This window comes from Bdellovibrio svalbardensis (assembly GCF_029531655.1).
Lineage (GTDB): Bacteria > Bdellovibrionota > Bdellovibrionia > Bdellovibrionales > Bdellovibrionaceae > Bdellovibrio > Bdellovibrio svalbardensis.
The window spans coordinates 612,290-638,371 of the sequence record NZ_JANRMI010000002.1; the positions used below are offsets into that span (position 1 = coordinate 612,290).

22 protein-coding genes and 1 tRNA gene are annotated in these 26,082 nt (G+C 45.4%); 14 read left to right on the forward strand and 9 right to left on the reverse strand.

What is annotated here, in order from left to right:
* Positions 1 to 207 precede the first annotated feature (207 nt).
* The 4 genes from NWE73_RS08075 to NWE73_RS08090 all read left to right on the forward strand — a co-directional run bounded on the left by NWE73_RS08075 (position 208) and on the right by NWE73_RS08090 (position 3,552).
* Positions 208 to 289, forward strand: a tRNA-Leu gene (locus tag NWE73_RS08075).
* A gap of 238 nt (positions 290 to 527) precedes the next feature.
* Positions 528 to 1,901 carry a S8 family peptidase gene (locus NWE73_RS08080; RefSeq protein WP_277577796.1) on the forward strand — a complete coding sequence of 458 codons (1,374 nt, stop codon included), beginning with the start codon at positions 528 to 530 and terminating at the stop codon, positions 1,899 to 1,901.
* 114 nt (positions 1,902 to 2,015) lie between these two features.
* On the forward strand, positions 2,016 to 2,852 hold the full coding sequence (locus NWE73_RS08085; RefSeq protein ID WP_277577797.1) for a TIGR02147 family protein: 837 nt from the start codon (positions 2,016 to 2,018) through the stop codon (positions 2,850 to 2,852).
* Between the two features lie 232 nt (positions 2,853 to 3,084).
* Entirely contained in the window at positions 3,085 to 3,552 is a 468-nt protein-coding gene (locus NWE73_RS08090; protein ID WP_277577798.1) for a hypothetical protein, read from the forward strand.
* A gap of 55 nt (positions 3,553 to 3,607) precedes the next feature.
* Here the strand turns inward: NWE73_RS08090 and NWE73_RS08095 are convergent, their stop codons facing one another.
* From NWE73_RS08095 to NWE73_RS08130, 8 genes are all read right to left on the reverse strand, one after another.
* Complete coding sequence (locus NWE73_RS08095; protein ID WP_277577799.1) at positions 3,608 to 3,952, reverse strand: DUF3703 domain-containing protein; 345 nt, start codon at positions 3,950 to 3,952, stop codon at positions 3,608 to 3,610.
* Positions 3,953 to 4,012: 60 nt separating this feature from the next.
* On the reverse strand, positions 4,013 to 5,473 hold the full coding sequence (locus NWE73_RS08100; protein WP_277577800.1) for a PQQ-binding-like beta-propeller repeat protein: 1,461 nt from the start codon (positions 5,471 to 5,473) through the stop codon (positions 4,013 to 4,015).
* Positions 5,427 to 7,769, reverse strand: coding sequence for a PEP/pyruvate-binding domain-containing protein (locus NWE73_RS08105; RefSeq protein WP_277577801.1), 2,343 nt, complete (start codon positions 7,767 to 7,769; stop codon positions 5,427 to 5,429). The genes NWE73_RS08100 and NWE73_RS08105 overlap by 47 nt, the downstream gene beginning before the upstream one ends.
* 4 nt (positions 7,770 to 7,773) lie before the next feature.
* Entirely contained in the window at positions 7,774 to 8,238 is a 465-nt protein-coding gene (locus NWE73_RS08110; RefSeq protein WP_277577802.1) for a CBS domain-containing protein, read from the reverse strand.
* The gene (locus tag NWE73_RS08115) at positions 8,235 to 8,561 is read right to left on the reverse strand and encodes a hypothetical protein (RefSeq protein ID WP_277577803.1); all 327 of its coding nucleotides are present in this window, start codon (positions 8,559 to 8,561) and stop codon (positions 8,235 to 8,237) included. The genes NWE73_RS08110 and NWE73_RS08115 overlap by 4 nt, the downstream gene beginning before the upstream one ends.
* 56 nt (positions 8,562 to 8,617) lie before the next feature.
* Positions 8,618 to 9,970, reverse strand: a complete 1,353-nt coding sequence (locus NWE73_RS08120) for a gluzincin family metallopeptidase (protein ID WP_277577804.1) — start codon at positions 9,968 to 9,970, stop codon at positions 8,618 to 8,620.
* A 68-nt stretch (positions 9,971 to 10,038) separates the two neighbouring features.
* Positions 10,039 to 10,431, reverse strand: coding sequence for a hypothetical protein (locus NWE73_RS08125; protein ID WP_277577805.1), 393 nt, complete (start codon positions 10,429 to 10,431; stop codon positions 10,039 to 10,041).
* 177 nt (positions 10,432 to 10,608) lie between these two features.
* Positions 10,609 to 11,985: a sigma-54-dependent transcriptional regulator gene (locus tag NWE73_RS08130; protein ID WP_277577806.1), complete on the reverse strand. Its 1,377-nt coding sequence runs from the start codon at positions 11,983 to 11,985 to the stop codon at positions 10,609 to 10,611.
* A 54-nt stretch (positions 11,986 to 12,039) separates the two neighbouring features.
* Between NWE73_RS08130 and NWE73_RS08135 the strand changes: the two genes are divergently transcribed.
* The 5 genes from NWE73_RS08135 to NWE73_RS08155 all read left to right on the forward strand — a co-directional run bounded on the left by NWE73_RS08135 (position 12,040) and on the right by NWE73_RS08155 (position 19,899).
* Positions 12,040 to 13,446, forward strand: coding sequence for a PAS domain-containing sensor histidine kinase (locus NWE73_RS08135; protein ID WP_277577807.1), 1,407 nt, complete (start codon positions 12,040 to 12,042; stop codon positions 13,444 to 13,446).
* A 153-nt stretch (positions 13,447 to 13,599) separates the two neighbouring features.
* Positions 13,600 to 14,007, forward strand: a complete 408-nt coding sequence (locus NWE73_RS08140; protein WP_277577808.1) for a CBS domain-containing protein — start codon at positions 13,600 to 13,602, stop codon at positions 14,005 to 14,007.
* 129 nt (positions 14,008 to 14,136) lie between these two features.
* Positions 14,137 to 17,325 (forward strand): isoleucine--tRNA ligase, encoded by a 3,189-nt coding sequence (gene ileS, locus NWE73_RS08145; RefSeq protein ID WP_277577809.1) that lies wholly within the window; start codon positions 14,137 to 14,139, stop codon positions 17,323 to 17,325.
* On the forward strand, positions 17,325 to 18,095 hold the full coding sequence (gene tsaA / locus NWE73_RS08150; RefSeq protein ID WP_277577810.1) for a tRNA (N6-threonylcarbamoyladenosine(37)-N6)-methyltransferase TrmO: 771 nt from the start codon (positions 17,325 to 17,327) through the stop codon (positions 18,093 to 18,095). The genes ileS and tsaA overlap by 1 nt, the downstream gene beginning before the upstream one ends.
* Before the next feature lie 145 nt (positions 18,096 to 18,240).
* A complete protein-coding gene (locus NWE73_RS08155; protein ID WP_277577811.1) occupies positions 18,241 to 19,899 on the forward strand; it encodes a hypothetical protein in 1,659 nt (552 codons plus the stop codon).
* A gap of 3 nt (positions 19,900 to 19,902) precedes the next feature.
* Here NWE73_RS08155 and NWE73_RS08160 read toward each other — a convergent pair whose 3' ends face one another.
* Positions 19,903 to 20,409, reverse strand: coding sequence for a pyridoxamine 5'-phosphate oxidase family protein (locus NWE73_RS08160; protein WP_277577812.1), 507 nt, complete (start codon positions 20,407 to 20,409; stop codon positions 19,903 to 19,905).
* A gap of 347 nt (positions 20,410 to 20,756) precedes the next feature.
* On the opposite strand from NWE73_RS08160, the gene queA reads away from it, so the two are divergent.
* The 5 genes from queA to secF all read left to right on the forward strand — a co-directional run bounded on the left by queA (position 20,757) and on the right by secF (position 26,034).
* Positions 20,757 to 21,779, forward strand: coding sequence for a tRNA preQ1(34) S-adenosylmethionine ribosyltransferase-isomerase QueA (gene queA, locus NWE73_RS08165; protein WP_277577813.1), 1,023 nt, complete (start codon positions 20,757 to 20,759; stop codon positions 21,777 to 21,779).
* 32 nt (positions 21,780 to 21,811) lie between these two features.
* Positions 21,812 to 22,951, forward strand: coding sequence for a tRNA guanosine(34) transglycosylase Tgt (tgt, locus tag NWE73_RS08170; RefSeq protein ID WP_407652946.1), 1,140 nt, complete (start codon positions 21,812 to 21,814; stop codon positions 22,949 to 22,951).
* A gap of 89 nt (positions 22,952 to 23,040) precedes the next feature.
* A complete protein-coding gene (gene yajC / locus NWE73_RS08175; RefSeq protein ID WP_277577815.1) occupies positions 23,041 to 23,382 on the forward strand; it encodes a preprotein translocase subunit YajC in 342 nt (113 codons plus the stop codon).
* On the forward strand, positions 23,382 to 25,076 hold the full coding sequence (gene secD / locus NWE73_RS08180; RefSeq protein ID WP_277577816.1) for a protein translocase subunit SecD: 1,695 nt from the start codon (positions 23,382 to 23,384) through the stop codon (positions 25,074 to 25,076). The genes yajC and secD overlap by 1 nt, the downstream gene beginning before the upstream one ends.
* 13 nt (positions 25,077 to 25,089) lie before the next feature.
* Positions 25,090 to 26,034: a protein translocase subunit SecF gene (gene secF, locus NWE73_RS08185; protein ID WP_277577817.1), complete on the forward strand. Its 945-nt coding sequence runs from the start codon at positions 25,090 to 25,092 to the stop codon at positions 26,032 to 26,034.
* The last annotated feature ends 48 nt before the right edge of the window (positions 26,035 to 26,082 follow it).

A 26,082-nucleotide genomic window follows, 5' to 3' on the forward strand; every position in this document is an offset into this window, starting at 1 on the left:
CCTAGCGTCCTCTTGTTTTCGTCTTAAGAGCATCCATGCTCTTATTGGTATGACTGGGAAGGTGTCCGCAGGGGTTAAAAATATTTTGCTAAATTTGTGGGCAGATATGGTCTAGGTTTGAAAACAGTGCTGCATTGCAACCTATTGACTCTAAGGGGCTAAAATGATTAATTAGTTCTTCCCTCTATCAGAATTTCTTATAGGTGCGCGCGAGTGGTGGAATGGTAGACACGTACGTTTGAGGGGCGTATGCGCAAGCGTGGGGGTTCAAGTCCCCCCTCGCGCACCAAATTAGAAATATAAAAAGCTGACCTTGGAGTCGGCTTTTTTTATGTCCGAAATCTGCAGTCACTGAACGTCGCAACTGATCGACAAACTCAAATTATAATGGGATGCGGGTCTTCTATTTTCCCGAATTGAGACACTCATTTTTATGGTTCAGTGTTTGCAATCATACAACTTGAAAAGAAAATTAGGAAAAAAGGAAGGTCAAAATGAGGACTACGAGTGCGACTGTAAAACAAATATTGGCACTTCTTATTAGCTCACTCCCAATTGCCGGTTTTGCGCAATTTACTTCCACAGAGCTTCCAGATTCAATGCGATCCATGGTGATTCCTTCCTTGCCACTTCTTTGCTCGCTAGATCATTTAAATCCTTCCGCGTATCAAAATGAGTTGGCCAAAATTGCTTCAACTCCAGGCGTTGCAAGTAAACCACAATGCAATGGTGATGAGTGGAAAACGGTATGCTCCCTGACCTTCACTAATAAAACTGCAGTAAAACTTGTTTTCGCGACGGATGAAAATCGTGGCGATAGTTACCGCGCAATCAAAATTATGGATCAAGCAAGAAGTGAAATATTCAGCGCTATAAATGCTTATCACTTCATATACGAAGGTTACTTTTCAACAGACTGTAAGAAATTAACACGTTCGAAATATTTCACTTTAGATCGGTTGGGGAATCGCGAAAAGATTCGAAGCTATGAAAATGGGGCGGTCAGCGATTTTCCCATTAATGTGCCTGTTAAAAAGTTGGAAGAAATATATAGTCCAAACACGCTATTGAGACTGCAGCAACAGTACAAGAATTCAACTCGTCCTGTCTATGTGGGAGTTATGGGTGGTGGCGTAGATTACAATCACCCGGCTGTCGCTTTCAACATTGATCGCAATCCTGAGATTGGATGGGATGTTATTTTCTCGAATAATCTTCCCTTTGAAGTAGGCTTTGAGGTGATGCATGGATTCTTCAGAGATCCCCACGAAACGACGGTCTCCGCAATTATTGCGCAAGACAATCCTCAATTAAGAATTATTCCATTGAAAACATCCGGAGACCTCTCTGGAAACGGAAATATTCGTCTTATTGATTACGCTCAAAAACGTGGAGTCAAAGTGGTGAACATGAGTTTTGTTTATCAGCTTGAGCTATGGGATAAGGGTGACCTGAAGCCTGCAATCGATTCCCACAAAAATATACTCTTTGTTACCGGCGCTGGGAATATGGGCAAAGATTTAAGCGCACTTGATACTAGAAATTTTCCGGCAGCATACAAAGCAGACAATGTCTTGACTGTTGGAGCCATCGATAAAGCTGGAGATGTCGCAGACTACTCCAACTACGGTTCATTGGTAGATGTCTTAGCCCCTGGTGATGCAATAAATATCTCGTCGGAGGAAGAGCATAAAAATAAACCGGTCCAGGGAACCTCCTACGCTGCGCCGAGAGTTGCCAAGTTAGCGGCGAAAATATTCTCGATACGCCCGGATCTAAGCCCGCTTCAGGTACGTGAAATAATTTGTTCAACTGCAGAGATGAAGAGCTATCTGCGAGACAAAGTGCGGTTCGGAGTAATTAATGAGCAAAGGGCTCTGCAGATGGCGGCGCAGCATTAATCACGCTTGGACGTGTGTCGCATCGTAGCGAAAACTGCAATAGATCTTTGAGAGCATAAATGCTCTCAAAGTTTTGTCTTTACTCTCAATTATGTTTGCGCGGTAATAATTTGGATGAGCACTAACACTCCAAAGAAACCACAGCTTAAAGATTATCTCGATGTTTCTCACTATCTTAAAGATCTTTATGGTTATCGCAAAGCCACTGAAGATGGATTTTCTTATGAGTCTTGGGCCCAAGAGGTGGGCTTTCAGCATCGTTCGTTCTTACGTCAGGTAGTGATCGGCCGGCGTGCCTTGACTGATGCCACCGCCAAGCAACTGGGTGAGCGTCTTTTCTTCACCAAGCCCGAGCAGGAACATTTCCAAACTCTGGCACGCTATTCAAAGTGTCGTACCAAACAAGAGCGCGATGTTTACGGGCAGCGCTTGATGCAGATTTTGAAGGACAACTACTATCAAACAGAGGTGGAAGTCTCAGAAGATTTCCTGGGATCTCCGATGGTTCCGCGGTTGCAGGTTCTGCTTAGCCTGGGTGATAAATCCCGCTCTATTAAAGACCTTTCTCAAGCCCTTCAGGCAGACCCTCTGGAAATTGAAAAGGGCTTGCTGGTTTTGCTTCGTCTGAATTTAGTGGAGCTTGATGGTGACAACTATAAGGCCACAGTGAATAGCTTTAAGGTTCCTGCGGAGTTGGGCAGTGAAGTTCTTTTGGATTATCATAAAAAGATTCTGCAAGATGCGATCGCAGCACGAAACCTGCCCCACGATCAACGCAGGTATAAAAGCTTATTGATGGCTATGTCCCCCGAAGAGTTTGAACAATTCTTGAATAACATGAATGCGTTCGCCAAAGAACAACTGCAGAAATTCGACAATCCCAGCGTTGAGGGGCGTCGCCTTTTCCAAGTGAACTTGAACCTATTTTCAGTCAGCACTGAACTCACTTAACTTAAGTGCATCTTGAGAGCAGGCCTGCTCTCAAGATGTTGAAAAGTCTCCTTTTTTTACTCTTTGCCCAATTTTTCGTCAGTCATCTATCCATTCGAATTTGTTAAGTAGCTGGAATCACGAGAAGCGCGTGGCTGGCATTGCCCTTGCTTTGGTACTCAATCAAATTATTAAAAACTTGAGGCCTCCGCTTCGGCGCGCTCCGCAAGTTCACATATACCAAGAGGTAAATATGAAAAAGCTTTTCGTTGGACTCCTTGCATTCGCGATGTTGTCATCTGCTCACGCTGCAAAAACTTCCGGCACGGGCCAGATCGGTTCTGGCAACGTAAACATTAGTAAAGAAGACTTCCTTGATAGCTATATCGTGGGCAAACTTGCTATTGAAGGACCATATTATGCGGTTGAATTCAAAGTGAATGCCGCTGGCGATCGTATCGTTTTCAGAAATGGCAATATGGATGAAGTTAGCCCAAATGAAGACTGCGTAGGTAATGGTATTTCTATCAAGAAAAACATCATGAGCCTTGCCGTTGCGTGCAAAAGCATGGGTGGCGCAACACTGAACTTTGATATTAATGTTGAAGGCCTGACAAAAGAAGCTTTAGCAAAAGGCGCGAAAGTAATGGTTCGCAGTGAAGCAACTCAAGGCCAATGGGTTCCATTCAATATCATCCAAAGAAAGAAATCTTTCTTTTAATAAAACAAAAAGAAATACTCTCGAGAAAAGCCTGAGCCTCCAAGCTCAGGCTTTTTTATTTATTGTTCAACAGATTCTGAAGATCTTCAGGGATGGGCATTGGTTGGAATAAGCCTGCGTTAGATAAGCCGGTATTGCCCTTCGGTGCTTTCCTTAAAATTGAACCTGGTGCTGCAAGTAAAAGGCGTGGGATTTGGCCGATCATTTCTTTTGCGTTTAAGGTCTTAATGCCGAAGATAAACATCCAGGTGTGAACACGCAGATGTGGGCCTGCGTAAAACTGACCCAACACGTGCGCACGCGCTAAATGATGCCAAGTAAGGGTCGGATCAGAATCGCTCATTGCGTCTTTCGCCTTTTGAAGTTCAAACTCAAAGCTATTTCGAAGTTTAGGTGACATGCTTAAAGTGTTTCAATTTTCTTGAACGGTGTAAAGAGATACCTAATGCTGGCAAGGAGTCTACTTAATCCGAAGAGCTCGGAGGACGCCCTCTTTGTCGGCAAGAATCCACAGGTCTTTAAAAAAGACCACGTTAGAAAAAGTTCCTTTCCAAGGGGCATTTTCTTTAGTTGTGGGTTTCCAAGTAAAAAGCAGATTTTGATTTTGCCGTGAGTAGATGTAAAGGCCCTCTATTCCTGGAAGAATCAAACGATCTTGAGAATCTAAGACCACAGAAGCATAGCTTTCATTTCGAGTTGGAACAGAGATGGTCCAGTCTAAAGATTTGGTGTGCAAGTTGAACTGATAGATCTTTCCATAAAGATCAGAAACTATCAGGTGGTCTCCTGTTACAGTCGGCTGGCTGATTAGCGCACCAGTGGTGTTGAAGGCAAAGTATTCCTGGCCGGTTTGGCGGTCATAGCAAGTTAACTGCCCATAATGAGTGTTCTTGTAGACATCGCCAACACCGAAGCAGATTTTGTCTTTCCAAAATGCAGGAATGCCCCATGAAGATGTTGGTAAATATTTTTCCCATACAATCGCGCCGGTTTGAATATTCAGGGAAAAAACTTTGGTGGCGGTTTCGGCATAACCCATCTCGAGTCCCGTTCCGACATAAACTCTTTCAGAGTCTGCAAGAGGATGAGAATCCACATGACCTACAGGGGCTTGCCATATCTTTTCCATGGTCACGGGATCAATCGCATAAAGGCCGTCTTTCCCGGCCGGAGCCAAAAGAACGGCGCGATCTGCAATGTGTGCAACAACTGCGGATCTTTCGATATGTCCTTGAGTTTGAAATGCTTTAAGAAAGGCTCCACTTTTTAGATCGAAAGAGTACAGGCGAGCATGGTGGGTGTCGTGTACGCCCTCTCCGGCATAGATCTTCTGTTGCCAGAATGTCGGAGAGGTCATGACAGGTTTGCCAATTTCGAATTTTCTTATAACTTTTCCATTTTCCAAATCAACTTCTATCAGGCGACCATTTTGAGTGCCTGCAAAAAGAGAATTCCCTGTGACTTGTGGAGATGCAAAAATCAATTCTTTTAGATTATTTTCCCAAACAAGATCCACAGACGAAATTGTCGCGCTAGCAACTTTTGGTGAAGTCTCTGTTAATGAATTGGTTGGGGTAAGCGTGTTTTCATATTGAAGATTTGTAGTCCGAGCCGGCGAGTTCTGAAAATGAACCCACCACAACGGATAAGGTCCCGCCAGGACATATTTCCCTGCGCTGATTGCGCCATAGACCAGAAGATTACTCAGGAGCGCCAGCAGTAGTACTTTTGGTTTCATCAGAACTTCAAAGATTCTTTTAGGTCCTTCGGCTTTAAGTTGTATACCAAACAAGGCCGCAACCCAGGTTGCAACACTTGTCAGGATCATCCCGACCACGGTTAATGGTAAAACCACCGTTGGGATGATCGCCAGCTTAATGGGCTCGTTTAATGAGGCCGTGATTTCCATCAACCCAAACACGTTCACCTTCTTTAAAAATAGAATTTAAGGCGCGAACTTCGCCCACTGCGGGAAGACCCATTTCGCGAGCGACAATAGCACAATGAGATAGCACGCCACCGCGTGAAACAACAACAGCTTTCGCTCTTGCGAACAGTGGAGTCCATCCAGGATCTGTTGCTTCTGCAATCAAGACATAATTGTCAGGCCAGCTATCTAAGTCTTCGCCTTCGGGATTGTCGACAAAGTGAACGATGCCACTGCTGACTCCTGGAGACAAAGAAACTCCTGTTATAACAGAATTGTCTTTCTTTGGCGGAGTTTGGTTGAGTACCTCTTGGAGCTCTTGCAAAGAGAACATCATCGGCAGGTCTACGGACTTCATGACCTGTGCTTCTTCTTTTCTTTTCTGAATGATCGAATGAAAAGATTTTTTATCTTGCTGTCGCTCTAAAGACAACAGTTCGTCCAGACTAAGCCAGAAGACTTCGTCATTGCTGAATCCTGTTTCATTTCCAATAGAAGAAGCCAGCCAGCGAATTTGTGCATAGGGCTTCATCAGCGCCATCTTGATCTCTTCGCGAATCTGCATCAACTTTTGGAGTTCCTGCCATTCATGCAGAAAAACGGGTCGACGCAATGTGGAGATTTCTCCAAGGATTTCCTTTTGAAGATCTTCGGCTGAAGTTTTAGAGTGGCTTGCCTGCTGTTTGCTTGTGTGCTTAGGACGACTTGTTTCCAGCCAGCGAGGATTGGCAAGATCAAGTTCACCGGGGCCTCGATGGCCATATTGAGATAGAAACATTTGCCATTGGCTTTCATTGTTTTGAATCGCAGACAGGTCATTGTGCATTTTGTTGGCGATAGTTTCCAGCCCACGGCCTGTCAGCAAGTAGATTGTTTCAGCAGCTTTTTCTTTACCCAAATCTTTGGTCAATAGAGCCAGAAGGCCTTGGGTAGTCGATTCGATCAAAAGCGTAAGTAGGAATGTGCTTTGTAAGTAGTTTTGAGAAAAGGCCTGAGTCAACTTTCGCAATTCACGTTTTTTGCCTTCAAGATCAATACTCTGACATTGTTTAAAAAGAAAAACAGGGTCGATATTATAACTCGGGATATTTTTTGCGGCAGCCAAACCCCTCTTGGCAAGCTCGCTGCGATTCGTCTGAATGGTCCAGGCAACCCGAATCATTTGCGCAATTCCCAAAGGTGCTCGCAACAAAACGGCAGGGGTGAGTTTTCTCCAACAGAATTCCAGGTGAGGACGGGGAAAGAACATCAGCTTATAAGGCGAGGTTCCAAAGTAGATGGGCTCCAGTGATTTAAGATTTAGATAAAGGCGACCATAGACTTTTTCGAGAAGGCTGAAGTGCGATTCATTTTTACCAAAGCCCTCGTAGCCCAAGGATTTGAGAGCCAGATCGAAAGAGTGATCTTTCTCAAAGGCACTGCGCCAGATGTCGTAGGAGAGTTCGCTGGGGATGCCGGTCCACTCTGCAAAGGTATGGCCGTCCCAGGCGCTGTCGGCAGGATAGCTTTTAGTGACTTTTTGCCATTCATTGCTGAGAACTTCTTTTCGCGATGTCGAAGTCCCCTTGGCCGTGATCGGACGAGATTGTAAAATCCAAAATTGTCCCTCTTGATCGATGGCCCATTCAATATCAGCTAAATAGCCAAAGGCCTTTTCAATTTCTTGTCCCCAATGCACGACAGTCTCGAGGTATTCTTTTTTCCAATTGTGGGGAGTGTCAGGAGTCATCTCTTGAGAGAATCGATAAGGGGTCACTTGACCTGAAACTAACTGCTCGCCTTGTCCCTCGACCATCTCAACCAGCCAGGATGAATTCTCAGATCGCGGATCTTGAGAAAAATAGACTCCAGAGAACTGCGAGTTGATCATGCGCTGAATAAGAACATGCATGGGAATCTGAGGTTGCTGAAAGTGTTCGGCGTAGGATTGGCTGGGAACTCTGTGGACAGCTTCGAAGCAGGTACTGACGGCGTTAGAAAGATCTTCCGGAGTCTTCACGTTGAGGATCGTAATGAATTGTCCCGCATAACTGACTTCGGTGCCATCCTCACCCGAAGCGGAGCTGCGCACAGCAACGGGAAAAGAACCTTGATCTTTCCACCAGTTGAATAATTCAGACATGTCTTTGAGATCAGTGGGTTGTTGAAAAAGAACCGCTCCTGGGGGAACAGGAAAGTTCTTCTGTGCAAGTATAGCCAGCGCCGAGGCTTTTCCTCCCATAAGAGCTAGCTCTTGGGGGAGGGCTTTTTTCAGTTCTTGAAATAATGGAGCTGCCTCGGTGACTGTCATAAAATCAAATACCTGCTTGCGCTGCTAAGTCGATGGATCTTTGCAAAACTGGATTTACCAGAAACTCACTTAGGATCCATTTTGCAGAGTGGTCATCTTTTAAAAGTTGGGACAAAAGAAGTAGCATATCTTCGCTGGTCACGATTCCCGCCACTTCGCTCTTGTCTGTAATCAAAAAGGCAGAGAGTTTATTGTCAATCATTGACTTAACTACCGTGCGCACTGGGGTGCTGATGTCAAAACAGCGCACAGGGGAACTCATGAGTGAATAAATGGGCGTCGTGGAGTGGGGAGCTTTTAAAAGATCACGGTCGGAAATAATGCCGACGATATAATCCGTGGTATCTTCTATGACTGGCAGATGGCGAATCCATTCTGAGTTCATAACACTGTAGGCTTCTGCCGCAGTGGCGTTTTTACTGATAGTAATTAAGCTATGGGTCATGTTGTTTTTGAGTTCAGGTTTCATGGTGTCTCCTGGTTATTAGATTTGGTCCAAACATAAGTCAGCTCTTCTTCTCCCAGTGGTAGATCCATATAAAGAGCTTCATTGCTGATTCGAACAGGTGTTGTGGATACTTGTCCTAAAAGCATGTCTGAGTCCTGGGAGCAGCTTGGAGAGTTCTCTGGATTCACCCAGACAACAGTTTGTTTGAGAATTTTTCCGTCATATTCATACTGAGCTTTGCGCTCGCAGAAACCGGATTCATGCTTACGTGAATAGTGAAGGGTGTTGATCTGTGGGCTTTCAAAATGAAGAGTCATCACCAGATCGGGGTTGGGTTTGGGCATTGGGGATCCATTGTAAATTAAGCTGCTGAAAAACCAGAGTCCTATGATCAGCGAGTTCATTGTGGGAATCCTCGTTTGTTAAGAATGGCTTGGGCGCGAGTCAGTTCTTCGGATGTAAGATATTCTTGAAGTGCATTTCGGCATTCTGTATTGAAGTCGGTAAATTGGCTGACGGGATTGAGATGGCTGAGGGTTTTAAGAGCGACCATGCGTATTTTTACTTCGCCGATGTTTTGGCTCAGCTCCCAAAGAAGTCCGCTGAAGATCAAGCTGTCTCCATAAAGTAAGCCGCTTTGCTCAGACCACTTCTTGGTATTTTCAACAGAACGTTTAAAGGGACCTTGAAGGTAAGATGATTCACCCAAGTAAGGGCGGCCGAGCAGCTGCGCCGTAAAGAAATCCGCGAAGGCTTCATTCAGTGAGCCGCCTTGTCCCTCGTGGGGAAGATGCGCCAAAGTGTCAACCACGGCGTGGAACACTTCATGGGAGACAATGCTGGGATCCTGGGGAATTCTGCCATAGACCACATCATCACCAGCACCCAGACGAATTTTTCCGTCATAGTAAAAAGCGGCATTGGTTTTTTGAGGTGCACCGACATGGATCTGAATATCAAGAGGTATAGAAATTTCTATTTTTAGTACGTCACGAATCCAATCCAAGGTTTTGCCGACATAGTAATAGACTTGAATTTGATCAAACCGAGGGTCTTCAGGATTGAAGCGCAGAGTTTTTTCGTTTTCAGCAAAGGGTGTAGAGATGAGTGATGTGATCAAATACAAAGGATTTGAAAGAGCTGGCTTGAAGCTCAGATTTTTTATGGAGACTTCTTTCAGTTCGCTGAATTTTGGTCCGCGGGGGAAAATAACCGCAGCTCCATCGAAAAGATTTGTGCCGGCAGTTTTAACGGATAAGACTTTCAGGTCTTTGTCAAATTTAAGAATATAAGGCGTTCCATCTTGTGCAAAGAATAGAAGACGCCACATGATTTGATTGTGCTCGTCAATGACCGGCTCCAAAGTCTTGAGGTCAGCCTTGGTGACATTGATAAATTGATTGAGAATCTTTTTATGAAGAGCTTCGCTGACTTTATAGTCTTGATGGTTCAAATGGTTAAGTTTTTCCGCCTTACTATTGTAGTTGGAATGCACGGACTGAAGTTGTCCGTCGACGGAACTGATTTTTTTGACAAAGGTGTTTTCCATCCTGATGCCTGAGTGCACCTGAGGGCTGAACTCAATGCGTTCATTCAAGACGGATATGCTTTTTGGGATAGGGGTGTCGATCTCGTTGAGGAAACGTAATTGACGAATATCATCTCCGGCATGCCATGAAATGCTTTCATGATGCTGATTATCTGAACAAGAAATCAATGCTAATGCAAAAAGACAGAGACTGATAGATTTCATAAGTAGACCTGTCGAAGGAAAAAAAGGAAAGGGGCGCACGGAAGAGGTGCACCCCTTTGGGGAAAAGACTATTCAACATCCATCAATTTTTCGATGTAAGTTCCATCGCCATTCAAGAAACGCAAAGTGTGTTTGCCGGCGCTGAATTTTCCAAGTTGAACTTCTTTCTGGAAGGGAATGAGAACCATGATGCACATGCCTTGGTTGACCGCAGCGATGGATTTGATTTCATGAGTGAAGGCGTCTTTATTAGTGACGTCTGCGCGACTCCATTTGTAGCAGCCATTTGGGAAGATGCCATTGACGACTACAAAGACATCAGAGCCTGAGTCGAAGCCGCCGGGAACATAAACATTGTTGATACCGATTTGAACTTCTTTGCTAGAGCCTGGAGCTTGTTCCGCGAAAACTGGAAGTGCGAAAAGAAGTGCTGCAATAGTTGAAACTACAAATGCTTTCATGAGATCTCTCCTTAATTAACTGCATCCATCGATGGCTGCAGGGTGGTGTTGCAATTAGGGAGAGCAAGGACGGTGCCAACTGTTTTTAGAGGAAAAATTGAATTTTAAATAAAGATTCGAGACAATCTGTCTCGAATCTTTGCGCAAACCGAGTCGTTTTGTCCTCGACGCTTCAAGTTATGATTCTTGTTCTTCAGACTCTGACGGACTCTTTTCCCATCCGTATTCAATTTCTTTTCTGTAAAGAGTGCGTCTATTTATTCCTAGAATATGGGCCGCCTTTTCTTTTTTGCCGCCCACCTTATTAAGGATGAAGTGAATATAGCGTTTTTCGAAATCTTCCAGGGTAGGCAGATGTTCAGACGCTTGAGCAAAAAGGCTTTCGCTGGAATTAGCTTCTCCGTCTGGCAGGTCACTCTTGTCAATGACTGTGTCTTTACAAAGGACGACCGCGCGTTCGATGACATTTTCTAGTTCGCGAATATTTCCATCCCAGTTCAGATTCAACAGTTGTGCAATAGCAGCGGGGGTGAATCCTGAAATATGCCGTCCATTCTGTGCATTATATTTATCCAGAAAGAAGTTAGCTAAAAGCGGGATGTCTTCACGGCGATGACGAAGTGGTGGCAGGGTGAGCGGAATGACGCTGAGTCTGTAATAGAGGTCTTCACGGAAGCGACCGTCGCGAATGGCCGTCTTCAAATCTTTATGGGTTGCGACCACAATGCGCACGTCCACCGGCTTGTCGACATTATCTCCAACGGCGCGCACGCGGCGCTCTTGAATGACGCGCAGTAATTTTGATTGTAGGGATAGATCCATGTCACCAATTTCATCCAGAAAGATGGTGCCCCCTTCGGCCTCTTCAAAAAGACCTTTTTTGCGCTGATGAGCGCCGGTGAAAGATCCTTTGGCATGTCCAAAAAGTTCAGACTCCAGAAGTGAGTCGGGAATGGCGGTGCAGTTGATGGCAATAAACGCCTTGTCAGCGCGGGAGCTCAGTTTGTGTAGGGCTCTGGCCACGAGTTCTTTCCCGGTTCCACTGTCGCCGTGTATGAAGACGTTGGCATTTGAGGGGGCTATGCGCTGGATGAGATCAAAGATGTTCTGCATCGCTGAACTTTTGCCAATAATTCCAGCAAAAGAATGCTGGGTTCTTAGTTCATTCTTAAGAACGAGATTATGGCGTTGAATATTTCTAAAGTGCAGGGCCTTTTCAACATAAACCAACAGCTCATTGAGCTTCAAAGGTTTCGTTAGAAAATGGAAGGCTCCTTTGCGGGTTGCTTCAATAGCGGTTTCGATAGATCCAAAGGCTGTTACTAAAATAATGGGCAGGGTTGGGTGAAGTTTGAGGGCCTCTTGAATAAAGGTCATCCCATCCATTTGTGGCATTTTAAGGTCAGTGATGACCAGGGAGATTTCTTCGGAGAGATTTTGCAGGGCCTCCACCGGGGATGCATAAACAACGGATTCGTAGTTCTGAGCCTTCAGAAAATCCGAAAGCATGGCCCCCATAGCGGGTTCATCGTCGATGATCATTATTTTATTCATACGTCCTCACTATAATCTTGCATTCGGTCCCTGTGCGAATAACAAATAAACCGCATGAATGCAATGCAAGATGCCGATTCTTATCTTCTGAAAATTCGCCACGCACTGGACGCAAGTGCCATTGTTGCAATTACCGATCCTCAGGGAAATATTATTGAGGTCAATGATAAGTTTTGTGAGATCTCTAAATATGCCCGAGAAGATCTGCTGGGTCAAAATCACCGCATCATCAACTCTGCCACGCATCCCAAAGAGTTCTTTCGCAATATGTGGAAAACAATTCTGGCCGGCAATAAGTGGGAGGGCGAGATCTGCAATAGAGCCAAAGATGGCAGCAGTTATTGGGTTCATACCCACATTATTCCATTTAAAGATGATAAAGGCTTGATCAAGGAATTTGTTTCGATCCGTTACGACATTACCAGCAGAAAAAGAGCTGAGCAAAACTTGAGCTCTTTGCTGGATTCGCACCTCGATGGTCTGTTGATTTATGATCTGAGTGGGAATATCTGCTGGAATAACAGTACTGCGCAACAAATGTTCCCTGATGTTGGTGAATTTGTTGGTCTGTCTGTTGAGTCGTTGTTGGGGCCTGAATTTGGTATCTTTCAAGTCGGAGAAGGTCGCATCACGAAGGGGTATGGGGACAATGCAAAAAGCTTCGAGCTGATTGCAAAAAACTACAACTTTCAATCTCGGGCCGCCTACCTGGTTAGCCTGCGCGATGTGACTGAAAAAACTCGTTCAGAGGCGCGAATGATTCAGCAGGAGCGATTGGCCAGCATTGGTGTGATGGCCTCGGGCCTGGCTCATGAAATTGGAACCCCACTGGGGGTCATTCGGGGGCGCGCGGAAATAATCTCTTTAACCCCCGGGGTTGTGGATTCAGCCAAAGTGGGCGCTGAAATTATCATGCAACAAATTGATCGGGTTTCTTATTTGGTGAAGAGTCTTTTAAAATTGGCTCGCGGCGAAGAGAGCACGGCTCTTCAAGATGTGCATCTGGTTTCGTTGTTTTCGGAGATCAATGATTTCATCCACCATGAATTGGAAAAACAAAATATTCTGATGGATTTGAATGTCGAAGAATCTTATGAAATTAAGGCGGTTTATACGTCCTTGTTTCAAGTGTTCTTAAATCTTTTAGTGAATGCCACTCACGCCATTCAAGAGAAGAGGAAAAGACTGCAGAGTCCCTCCATCCCTGGTTTAATCACGGTGACGGCAATAAAGAACGATAGTTTTTTGGTTGTGCGGATTTCTGACAACGGCTGTGGCATGAATGATGATCAAATGAAGAAACTCTTTACGCCTTTCTTTACGACAAAAGAGATTGGTCAGGGAACAGGTTTGGGGTTGGCGACCTCGTATAAGCTTTTGCAGTCCTGGGGTGGATTCCTGAGTGTGTCTTCATCTGAAGAGACAGGATCTAACTTCGAAGTTCATCTGCCTCTGGGGTAGCGGCTACGGACTTTGTGACATTTTGTCACGGCAGGGGGACGGTTCGTCCCGAAAAAGTGCTCGAAATTCCAAAAACCGTTGGCACTGGAGTTGCTGTGTCTTTTGTAACGCTGTCGCTGAGTCGACACCGCATTTATAAAAAATGGAGACAATATGAAATCCGTTCCAACTATCGAAAAATATATGACAACTGCACCTCATACAATTGGCTCTGAGCAAAGTCTGGCTAAAGCTGAGAAAATGATGGCGGATCTGCGTATTAGACATTTACCAGTTTTGAATGCAGGCAAATTGGTGGGAATTCTTTCAGATCGTGATGTGAAACTTGTTGAAAGCTTTAAGGATGTAAATCCAGAAGAAGTGAAGATTTCTGAAGCTTTCACTCCCGATGTTTATATGGTTTCACCAAAAGCCCCTTTGGGGGAAGTTTGTGCTGAAATGGCCTTGCATAAATATGGATCCGTCTTGGTGGTGGATAATCACAAGCTGGTCGGGATCTTCACTTGGGTCGATGCGCTTGAGGCCTTCAATGAGCTCTTGGATACGCGTCTAAAGCAATAATCATGTAGTTCATTTCGCGAGCCCCTCTCCAGAAGCCCTAAAACCCCAATGATGCATGGCGCATTGGGTCTGGATGGGGGGTTGAAATAGGTGCATCTTAGGCTAAAACCTGATAGTTTTTAGCCACCTATGACAAACGCAAACAACTCTCGCCCAACAACTAATACACCACCTTATTCAGCCGTAAAACCTGACGTCCAACTTGCGAAACAAGAAGAGACGATTCTTGAGTTTTGGGATAAAGAAAAGATTTTCCAACAGTCTTTGGATCCAAAAGGGAAAAAGACTTACAGCTTCTACGACGGACCTCCGTTCGCAACAGGCTTGCCACACTATGGGCACTTGCTTGCTGGTGTTTTGAAAGACGTCGTTCCTCGTTATTGGACGATGAAGGGCTACACAGTGCCTCGTCGCTTCGGTTGGGACTGTCATGGTCTTCCAGTTGAGTACGAAATCAACAAAGCCAATAAAATCGAAAGTCGTAAAGACATTCTGAAAATGGGCGTGGCAAATTACAACAACGCCTGCCGTTCCATCGTAAAACGTTATTCTGAAGAGTGGAAGATCACAGTCCGCAGAGTGGGTCGTTGGGTGGATATGGAAAATCCATATTTCACTATGGACGTCAGCTTCATGCAAAGCGTGTGGTGGGTGTTCCAAGAGATGTTTAAAAAAGGTTTGATCTATGAGGGTTATAAAGTTGTTCCTTACTCTGTAGGGATCTCAACGCCGCTTTCAAACTTTGAAGCCAATTTGAATTATAAAATGGTGCAGGACCCTGCTTTGACAGTGATGTTCAAAGTGGCTAACCAGGCTGACACCTACTTGCTTGCTTGGACGACGACTCCTTGGACTCTTCCTTCAAATCTTGCCTTGGCGGTAGGACTTGAAATTGACTACGTGAAGGTCAAAGAGAAATCATCAGGTCGTACTTTGATTCTTGCACAGGCTTTGCTCGCGGGAACTTTCAAAGATCCGGATAATGAAGTTGAAGTTCTGGGTATGATGAAAGGGAAAGAGCTGGTCGATTTGACTTATGCTCCGCTTTTCCCTTACTTCGGGGATCGCGCTGAAAAAGGGGCTTTCCGTGTGATCGCTTCAGATCACGTCACGACGGACAGCGGTACTGGTATCGTTCATATGGCTCCGGCATTCGGGGAAGAAGACTACTATGCCTGTGCGAAGGCGGGAATTCCTATTGTGAATCCTGTCGACGACGACGGGATGTTCACCGCTGAGGTGCCGGACTATCAAGGCAAGCGCGTGAAGGAAGCGGATAAGGACATCATTGCGGATCTTAAGAAGCGCGGTCATATCTTGAAACAAGATACGATCCAGCATAGCTATCCGTTCTGCTATCGTTCAGACACGCCTCTCATCTACCGTGCGGTTTCAAGCTGGTTCGTGGCAGTTGAAAAAATCAAAGAAAACTTGATCGCTAATAATAAAACGACGGCGTGGGTGCCAGACCACTTGCGTGACGGCCGCTTCGGAAACTGGCTGGAAAATGCCAGAGACTGGGCGATCTCCCGCAATCGTTTCTGGGGAACTCCATTGCCAATCTGGAGAAACGCGGAAGGCGAAGTCATCTGCGTGGGTTCACGCGATGAGCTTGAAAAGCTTTCGGGTCAGAAGATCGACGATCTTCATATTGAATTCGTCGACAATGTGACGATTCCGTCGCCAACTGGTAAATCAGATTTGAAACGCGTTGAGGGAGTTCTTGATTGCTGGTTTGAATCAGGATCTATGCCTTATGCTCAGTGGGGCTATCCCAACACGAATGTTGAAGATTTCAAAAAAGCTTTCCCTGCAGACTTCATCGCTGAAGGTTTGGATCAAACTCGTGGTTGGTTCTATACTTTGTCCGTCATCGGAACGGCTTTGTTTAATCAAGCTCCATTCAAGAACGTCGTTGTGAATGGTCTTGTGTTGGCTGAAGACGGTCGTAAGATGTCTAAGAGCTTGCGCAACTATCCAGATCCTATGGAAGTATTGAATCAGCATGGTGCAGATGCATTGCGCTTGTACTTGATTGACTCTCCGGTTGTGAAAGCTCAGGAATTGAAATTCTCTGAAAAAGGCGTTTACGATATCGTTCGTAAGATCCTTCTTCGTTGGTGGAATTCTTATTCCTTCTTTGCGAACTATGCGAACATCGATGGCTTCGTGCCTAAGGGTGATGCCAAGAAGTCTCCAAACATCCTGGATCAATGGGTGCTTTCTCGTTTGAATGGTTTGATTGCAAATACGCACAAAGAGATGGACGCTTACCGTTTGTACAACGTGGTTCCGCATCTTTTGCAGTTTATTGAAGATCTAACAAACACCTACATCCGTTTCAACCGCAGTCATTTCTGGCAAGAGGGCATGCCTGAAGAGAAACGTTATGCTTATGAAACTCTTCACGAGGTTCTGACGACGCTTTCTCGTTTGATGGCGCCGTTTGCTCCGTTCATGTCGGAAGTGACTTACAAAAATCTTTCGCAAGTCTTGCCAAATAAGAAAGACAGCGTTCACTTGGAAAGCTTCCCTGAAGCTGATCTGACAATGCTTCGTCCTGATTTGGAAGAAGCTGTGAAGGCGATGGATGCTCTAGTGACCTTGGGACGTAATCACCGTGAGAAGATTTCTGTGAAAGCGAAGATCCCTCTTCGCGAGATCAAAATCATTCACAGAAGTCCTCAAGTGCTTGAGACCCTCAAGAAGTTTGAACCTTACTTTATTGATGAATTGAACTTCCGCACAGTGAAATACGATGCCAATGAAGACCAGTACGTGCAAATCACGGCCAAGGCGAACTTCCCTGTCTTGGGTAAACGCCTTGGACCTAAGATGAAGGCGGTTGGCGCTGGTATCCAAAAATTGTCTTTGGAAAGCTTGTTGAAGCTTGAAAAGGGCGAAACAGTTTTGGTGGAAGGTGAAGAGATTCAACTTTCAGACGTTGAAATCCGTCGTGGTCCAAAAGGTGACAATGCGAACATTTCGACTCATCAAATTGTTTCGATCGAAGTGGATCCAACTGTGACTCCAGAGCAAGAGCGTGAAGGTCTGGCTCGTGAGATCATGCGTAAGATTCAAGTGGCTCGTAAAACAGCGGACTTCCAAATGGATGATAAGATCACTTTGGAAATCGCCTGCGACGGGGCGCTTCTTGAAGCTTTGAATGCTCACAAAGAGATGATCGTTTCTGAAACTTTGACGAAGAATTTGAATGTTTTAGCTTTGTCGGCTGAGCCAACAGGTAAGCACACAGAGATTTCGGATATCGACGGCAATGTGATCAAAATCGGTGTTGTGGCACTTCCTCGCGTCTAATGATGGAAAAACGCGCCCAGAAGGCCCACAAGGCCCCAAAGAATAGCGACGTTTTTGAATTTGAAGCCATCGGGCATGTGAGATCTCCGTTCAAAGATAAGTTCGGAATCCCACGTCAGCCCGGTCTGGTTTCCCAGGCCAAGGGAGTGATTAAAATTCACTCCGACCCTGATTTGAAAACCGCCCTGCGCAGTCTTGAAGAGTTCAGTCATCTGTGGATTGTTTTTGTTTTTCACGAGCACGGCGGCCGAAATTGGAAACCGAGCATTCGGCCTCCACGTTTAGGGGGTGCTCGCAAAGTCGGTGTTCTGGCTTCGCGCTCTCCACATCGTCCCAATCCTATTGGTTTGTCGGCGGTCACTCTTGAAAAAGTGGATTTTGATGCTGTCGGGGGCCCTGAGATTCACGTCGGTGGTCTGGATCTTCTCGATGGCACTCCAGTCTTGGACATTAAGCCTTATATTCCCTATGCTGACTCGATTCCGGAGGCGAACGCAGGTTGGGCTTCAGAGCCAATCGCACGCACTCCCGTGAAGTTTAGCGAAGAGGCAGAAGCGGAAATTCTGAAGCGGGATCCTTCTGGCGAAAAAAATCTTCGTGCATTGATTATTGAGGTTCTTGAGCTTGATCCCAGACCCGCATTTAAAAAACGCCAGGCTCCAACGACGGATCCTTCTACATGGGGCACTCGCTATGGATTCGATCTTCTTGGCAGCGATGTGAAATACGAAATCCGTGAAGGCCATTTCTTGGTCTACACACTTCTCTAGAAAATCTGTGATCCTGCATCTTGTTGTGGGTTATCATTTCAAAGTTATTAAAACCAAGTCATAAAGCGGCCCATTCTTCCCGAAACAATGTGACTGCCTTCGCCTGCAGAGTAACTTAAAGGAAGTTGCATCGAGGGAGGGGATTATGAATGGGATTGTCGGATTCATACTTCTGCTGTTTTCAAGTTCTGCCATTGCCGCGGCAACATCTTCAGATTGGCGAGTCACAAAGCTTACTTGGACAGAACAAGATGAAATAAAATTCGGAGAATTCGTTGCAAGCATTGGCCAGGCCATTGAAAAACGCAAATGTGGCCGTGTCGATAAGTGTCTGGCATCGACGGCGAATCCCTATCGAGCGTCCGATCCTCCTGAATTAAAACCCACTGCGGACTGCGCTGATTTTCCTTATTATTTAAGATCCTATTTCGCCTGGAAAAATGGTTTGCCCATGTCTTACGAAAGTATGGTCACGGCAAGACCTGTTCCAGGCAATAAAGGCGATTTGCGTTACACCACGTATGGAAATATGGTTATCGCAAGATTCGATTTGCTGGCCAGTTTGAGCTCTATATCGGAAGAGTGGCTGGCTTCAAGTTATCCCAATGCAGTGAATTTTCTAAATGACAATTTGAAAAAGCTAACTTGGTCCGCGAATTTCCGGATGATTGGAACTGAAGATGGAAATCTTTTTACGGATTTTTATCCGGTGAAAATCAGTCGCGAAAGTATTCGCCCTGGGACCGTCATGTATGACCCGAATGGGCACGTAACTATCATCTATAAAATCGGGGATGACGGTCGCGTTTACTATATTGATGGCCACCCTGATAACACAGTCAGCGCGGGAATGTTCAATTCGAAATTTATGCGCAGTATTCCGGAGCAGGGTGCAGGCTTTAAAAATTTTCGACCTCTTTCTCTCGTGGGTGCAACTAAGGACTCGGAAGGGGTCTATGTTGGTGGACAAATAGTAGGTGCAAAGAATGCTTCACTTCCACTCTTTGGAACCGAACAGTTTTATGGAACGCAGCCGGATCCCGGTGGCAATTGGAGCAAGGGGAAGTTTATCTTCCGCGGAAAATCCGTTTCCTACTATGACTATGTCCGCTTAAGAATGGCGAAGGGAGAGCTGCGTTTGGATCCGATTCTGGATATGCAGCAAGATGTCGCCGATATTTGTGAAAGCCTTAAGGACCGTGTGATCGCCGTCGATACCGCGATTCAGGTTGGTGTCCAGAATAAAGAACATCCCGAGCGCCTGCCTGAAAATATTTATGGAACCATGGGAGAGTGGGAGGACTACTCCAGTCCAGCGCGGGATGCTCGCCTGAAAGTGACATTTATGGAGTTGTTAAATCAATCTAAGAACTACATTGCCCGTCACAAAGCAGGTGATTCAACGATTGTGTATAAGGGGAAAAACCTTCCCAAAGATTTGCTAGCAGCCTATGAGCGTGGCGCGAAATCCTGCGAGTTATCTTACACCACGACGAATGGTCTGATTGTAAAAATGAATTTGGAAGACGTTCGGCGTAGACTGTTTGATTTAAGCTTTGATCCCTATCACTGTGTCGAACTTCGCTGGGGAGCAACAGATGAGAAGGAACTCTCCTCTTGTCATGATGATCAGACAAAACGTGAATGGTATACCCGGGAAAAGTGGATTCGCTATCAGTGGGAGCGTCAGTTTGAGCTTCGAATGGACTATTCTTTGGAAGAGCTAACGGGGCCCTTGCCGGGGACAGGTATTGCCGCGCCCCCGGATGTGGATCTTGAAAGATTCCTAAGATCGCAAATGTGATACTTAGTGATTCAGATCCAAAGTTCCGTGCTCACTTTTTTTCGATACGTGGCTCTTCGTGAGGTGAGCGAATTCAAGAATTCGCGAAAAAGGGGAAGTGTGCTCGTCCCAGTATTCGGCTTTCTCAACGTTGATTTTTAAGAGTTGAATGTTTGGATCCAGGGGGCCCTGCGGGAACCAATCTTGATAAGAGCGGCTCCAAATTTCGTTGACCTTGTCTTTATCATCTACAAGCTCTGCGAACCCAGTGACGGAAATATATTTTCCGGTCGAAGAGGCATACGAAACATTGGTGCGATTTTCTTGCGCAATGTCTGTGATCTTTTGCGACTGTTTGGAAATCAAAAACCAAAGGTCGCCATCAAAGTCCACCTCTTGAGTGAGTAGTGGAGAGCTGTGCAGTTTTTTATCGCTACCGATGGTCGTCAGCATAGCTATCTTTACATGTTTAATAAGTTCACCGAGTTTTTGCACGTTCGGATCTGAGCTATGTTGAGATTTGATTTCCATGCGGACTCCCTTTTTTAAAGAAATCGTTACCGGTCTGCTTTAAGAGGGCAACTTGTCCTTTGGCAGCCCCATGTCCTGGGCTGACTCTTAACAAGGGATCAGCGTTTTCTTTGAAGATAAGAATATTTTCTTTAAAAATTATTTTTCGTTCCATCGCCTAGGATACATCTGAGAAAGCATCGTCGGAGTTCATCATGAAATTGTATATTCCATTCTTTGTCCTTTTGGTCTTTGTCGCAATCTACAGCAATTTCTATTAGGTGCGAACTTACCCTGAGGGGGTTCCTCCTGTTGAAATGCATCAAAAGGGTTGCGCGTAGCCCCGCAATTGGACTAAAAGCTCCCTTATGAAAGTTTCAGATTTGGATTTCCAATATCCCGAAGAATTGATTGCGACCTCTCCTCAAAGGCCCTCACGCGTGATGTGGGTGAAAGAAAATGGCGAACCCGAAGAGATTACGCTCAAAGGTCTCATGGATAAGATTCCGGCGGGTGATATTTTAGTTGTTAACAATACCCAGGTTTTAAAACGCCGAGTTTTCGCGGGCGATGTGGAAATCCTCTTTTTGAAACAGATCAATGCGACGGATTGGGAAGTTCTGTTTCCCTCAAAAAAATATAAACTGGGTGAGGATTTGCAGCTTCCTTTGGGCGTTAAAATGACTCTCATTCAGAAAGGACGTCCTCAGACAGTTCGCTTGAGTGAATCTGTTCAAGAAGATTACTTTCAAAAAGTCGCTGAGCTGCCTTTGCCTCCCTATATCCAAAAGGCTCGGAATGCCCGTCACACTGTAGAAGCCGATGAATCTTGGTATCAAACGGCCTGGGCCAAAACACCGGGAAGTTTTGCGGCACCCACGGCCAGTTTGCATTTTTCACACGCAGATATGGCAGCACTTAAAGAAAAGGGTGTTGATATTTGTGAGGTCACTTTACATGTCGGCCTGGGCACTTTCCTGCCAATCACGGCAGATGATTTGAATGACCATGATATGCACGAAGAGTATGTTGAGATCTCCTCAGAAACCTGGCAGAAAATTCTCAAAGCGAAGAGTGAGGGCCGAAATATTTGGTCCCTGGGAACGACCTCCACACGCTCTTTGGAGAGTGCGGCCGGGGGGCTGTTGTCGGGTTCCGCGACGGAGGGGTTCCGAGGTTTTACCAAGCTTTTAATTCAGCCTGGATATCGCTTTAAAATCGTCAATCGCCTCTTAACAAACTTCCATCAGCCTCAGTCGACTTTATTGGCTTTGGTGGCTGCATTTTCTTCTCTGGAAACAGTAAAAGCTTGCTACTTATGGGCGATTGAGAGAAAGTTCCGGCTCTTTTCTTACGGAGACCTGACGTGCTGGACGGAAAACACCAAATGACATCTGATGCTAAATCTGAAACCCAATCTGACATGTCAGTCGGAACGACTGCCAATATGAAACTGGGTGAGTTTAAGGTTCATAAAACTGAAGGCAATGCGCGTCGCGCGACTTTGATGACCGCTCACGGACCTGTTCAAACCCCGGTATTTATGGCGGTGGGAACGAAAGCTACAGTAAAGGCCATGACTCCTGAAGAACTAAAGGATTGCGGCACTCAAGTTGTTTTGGGTAACACCTATCATTTGCATCTTCGTCCTGGCGAAAAAACCATCAAAAAGATGGGTGGACTTCACAAGTTCATGAATTGGCATGGCCCGATCCTGACGGATTCTGGTGGTTTCCAAGTATTCTCTTTATCGAACCTTCGTAAGATGAGTGAAGAGGGTGTTGAGTTCCGTTCCCACCTTGATGGCGCGAAATATTTTATCTCTCCAGAAAAGAGCATGGAGATCCAAATGGATCTTGGCTCTGACATCATCATGGCGTTCGATGAGTGTTTGCAGTACCCAGCCACAGACGCTGAAATTGAAAAGTCGATGGCTCTGACTTACCGTTGGTTGCTTCGATCTAAGGCGGCCATGACTCGCAAGGAAAGCTTGCTGTTTGGTATCGTTCAAGGTGGTTTGAGTCTTGAGCATCGCTTGAAAAGTCTGGAACAGGTCACTTCGGTGGATCTTCCTGGGTACGCTTTAGGCGGCTTCAGCGTAGGTGAGCCTATTCACTTGATGCATGAGTTGCTTCCAAATGTAGCACCTAAAATGCCAGCACATAAGCCGCGCTATTTGATGGGTGTGGGAACTCCGACAGATTTAATTATCGCAATAGATGCAGGCATTGATATGTTTGACTGCGTCATTCCTACGCGTGTGGCCCGCAACGGGACGATCTATACTTGGCAGGGCAAAGTGAGCATCAAGCGTACAGAGTACCGTGAAGACGACTCTGCGCTCGATCCAGAATGTGATTGCTATACATGTAAGAACTATTCTAAGGCTTATCTGCGCCATCTCTTCTTGAGTGGTGAAATTTTAGGCTCTCGTTTGAACACGATTCACAACATTCATTTTTATATGAAGTTGATGGAAAAAGCCCGTGAGGCGATCGCAGAAGGTCGTTGGGCGCAGTTCCGTGACGACTGTTTAACGCGTTTCGTAAAGAAGTCGAAGTAGACTAAACTATTGATTCTTCCCGATAATAATGCTGAATTTTAGCGTTATCTTGTTCGGCTATGCCGGCAAAGCATTCCACGGAGGACTCAATGTTATTAGGACTACTTGTATCGACAGCACACGCACAAACCGCAGCTCCGGCTGGTGGACAACCATCAGCTTTTGAGATGTTTGTTCCATTCATCTTTATCTTCGTTATTTTCTATTTCCTTATCATTCGCCCACAATCAAAAAGACAAAAAGAACACCAAAAGTTCTTGGCGGAAATCAAACGTGGCGACGAAGTGATCACGACTTCAGGTATTTTGGGTCGTATTGAAGGCATCACGGATCAATTCGTGACTGTTGAGATCGCTGATGGTGTTAAAGTTAAAATGCTTCGTACTCAAATCGCTACAACTCAGAAATCAGCAACAGAGGAAAAGAAATAATGGACGGACTTCGTTGGAGAACAATTGGCGCGGCCGCAGGTATTGTGTTGGCCCTTGTATGGGTTATGCCAAATATCGTGAGTTTTTCAGAAAATTCATGGTGGCCTTCTAAGCAAAAACTGAACTACGGACTAGATATCCAAGGTGGCTTGCACCTGGTTATGGGCGTTGACGTAGACGGCGTTGTTAAAGAAAGCACAACACGCATGGTGGCTTCTATCAAAGCTGACCTGGCAAAAGATCAAGTTGAAGGCGCTGATGTAAAAACAGACAAGCCTGAAGCTGGTGAAGTGATCATCACTGTTGCTAATGCGGAAGCGAAAAAGAAAGCAGAAAAAGTTTTGTCAGAGAAATACCCAACGACTCTTCAAGTTGTAGGTTCTACTGATAATTCAGTAACGGCTCGTTACTTCGACGCTTATTTGACTGAATACAAAAATCGCGTCATTCAGCAAGCGATCGAAACAATCCGTAACCGTATCGATGAGTTCGGTGTTGCGGAACCTTCTATCTCTCAGCAGGGTTCAAACCGTATCCTTGTTCAATTGCCGGGTATGGCTGACGCTGAAAAAGCGAAACAGTTGATCAATACCACTGCAAAATTGGACTTTATGATCGTTTCAACTGAAAAAACTCAACAAGAGTTGCAAGCTTTGATCGCTGATGCGGAAAAAGCAGGTAACTACAAAATGGCCGGAATGAAATATTCTGACTATGTAAATAAGTTGAATGCTGACCTTAAAGGAAAGCTTCCGGAAAAAACTGTTTTGTATTTTGAGAAAGCTCCGAACGCAGCTTCTATGGAGGCGGGCGCAATTCCTTTCTTGCTAAGAACTGATACAGATTTGACGGGTGGAGCTTTGGATGACGCCTTTGTTGGTTACGACCAATACGGTGGTCCTCAGGTTTCTTTGCACTTCAATACTGCAGGCGCTACCAAATTTGCGGATCTTACGGGTAACAACGTAGGTAAGCAGATGGCGATCGTTCTGGATAAAATCGTAAAATCAGCTCCAAGCGTGCGTGATCGTATTGCTGGTGGACAAGCCGTGATCACATTGGGTGGCGGTCGTGACCGTAACGGCATGATGGATGAGGCTAAAATGATTTCAACGGCTCTTCGTGCGGGTGCATTGCCTGCAACATTGGAGCAGTTGGAAGAAAGACGTGTGGGACCAACTTTGGGTGCTGACTCTATCGCGAAAGCGAAAATGGGTGCCTATATTGGTGCGGCGTTGATCATCCTTTTCATGTTGATCTACTACAAAGGTATGGGCGCTATCGCGAACGTTTCATTGATCATCAATATCACGGGTGTTTTTGCTTTGTTGACTTCATTTGGTGCAACTTTGACCTTGCCTGGTATCGCGGCGATCGCTTTGACGGTTGGTTTTGCGGTCGATGCGAACGTTCTGATCAATGAACGTATCAAGGAAGAGCTGGCAATGGGACATAGCTTGAAAGTGGCAATCAAAGAAGGATACCACAGAGCGATGTCAGCGATTATCGATGGTAACGTAACGACAGCGGCAACAGCTGTGGTTCTTTTGTACTTCGGTACGGGCCCAGTGCGTGGTTTCGCGGTGAACTTGTTGATCGGTATCGCAACAACATTGTTTGCGAACGTGTTCGTATCAAAAGTTATCGTAGACCAATTGATGGTTAAATTTAACGTTAAGAAGTTGTCTATTTAATATGGGTGCACAAATGACTAACAAAAAAACTGTGACAGAATCATCTGGTAAATACGACTTCGTAGGTAAAGTAGGCATCTTCGCAGGGATCTCTATTCTTCTTGTCGTGGCCTCTTTGGCGTTCCTTGCGGTTCGCGGTATCAGCTACGGTATCGACTTCAAGGGTGGTACTGAATTCCAAGTAAGATTCGATAAAGGTGTTTCAATTGATCAAGTTCGTAGTTCTGTTGATGAATTGAAATTGGGTGAAGTGGGCGTTCAATCTTTCGGTGAAGGCGCCAACGAATTCATCATTCGTTTCCAGGGTAAGCAGGGTGCTACTGATAAAGAAACGAACGACATCTTGAATACGGATATCTCAAAAATTAAAGACGTTATCACGACTCAATTTGCTTCTCACAATCCTGAGATCCGCAGAGTTGATACCGTGGGACCTCAAGTTGGTGCGGAGTTGAAGCGTAATGGATTGTTGGCAGTGTTCTATTGCTTGCTTGTGATCTTGATCTACGTGGCAATTCGTTTCGACTTTAAATACGCTCCAGGCGCTGTTTTCTGTTTGTTCCATGATGCGGTGATCACTTTGGCGATCTTCGTCTTGGTAGGCAAAGAAGTGAATGTTCCTATTTTGGCGGCGATTCTGACTTTGATCGGTTACTCTCTGAACGATACCATCGTTGTGTTTGACCGTATTCGTGAGACAGACTCTCATTACCATGACAAGGGCTACGGATTCATTATCAACAAAGCGATCAATGATATGCTTCACCGTACTTTGATTACTTCTGGTACAGTGTTCACATCAGCTTTGTGCTTGTTCTTGTTCTCTGGTGGTACTGTTGCGGATATCGCTTTTGCGATTTGTATCGGTATCGTATTCGGAACTTACTCGTCAATTTACGTAGCGGCGCCGATCGTGCTTCTGATGGATAAATTGACTTCAAAAAAAGTGGCTGCTTAAGCTGCTTTTAAACATTGATTCCCCACTTGGGGGAATGTACCGGAGTAT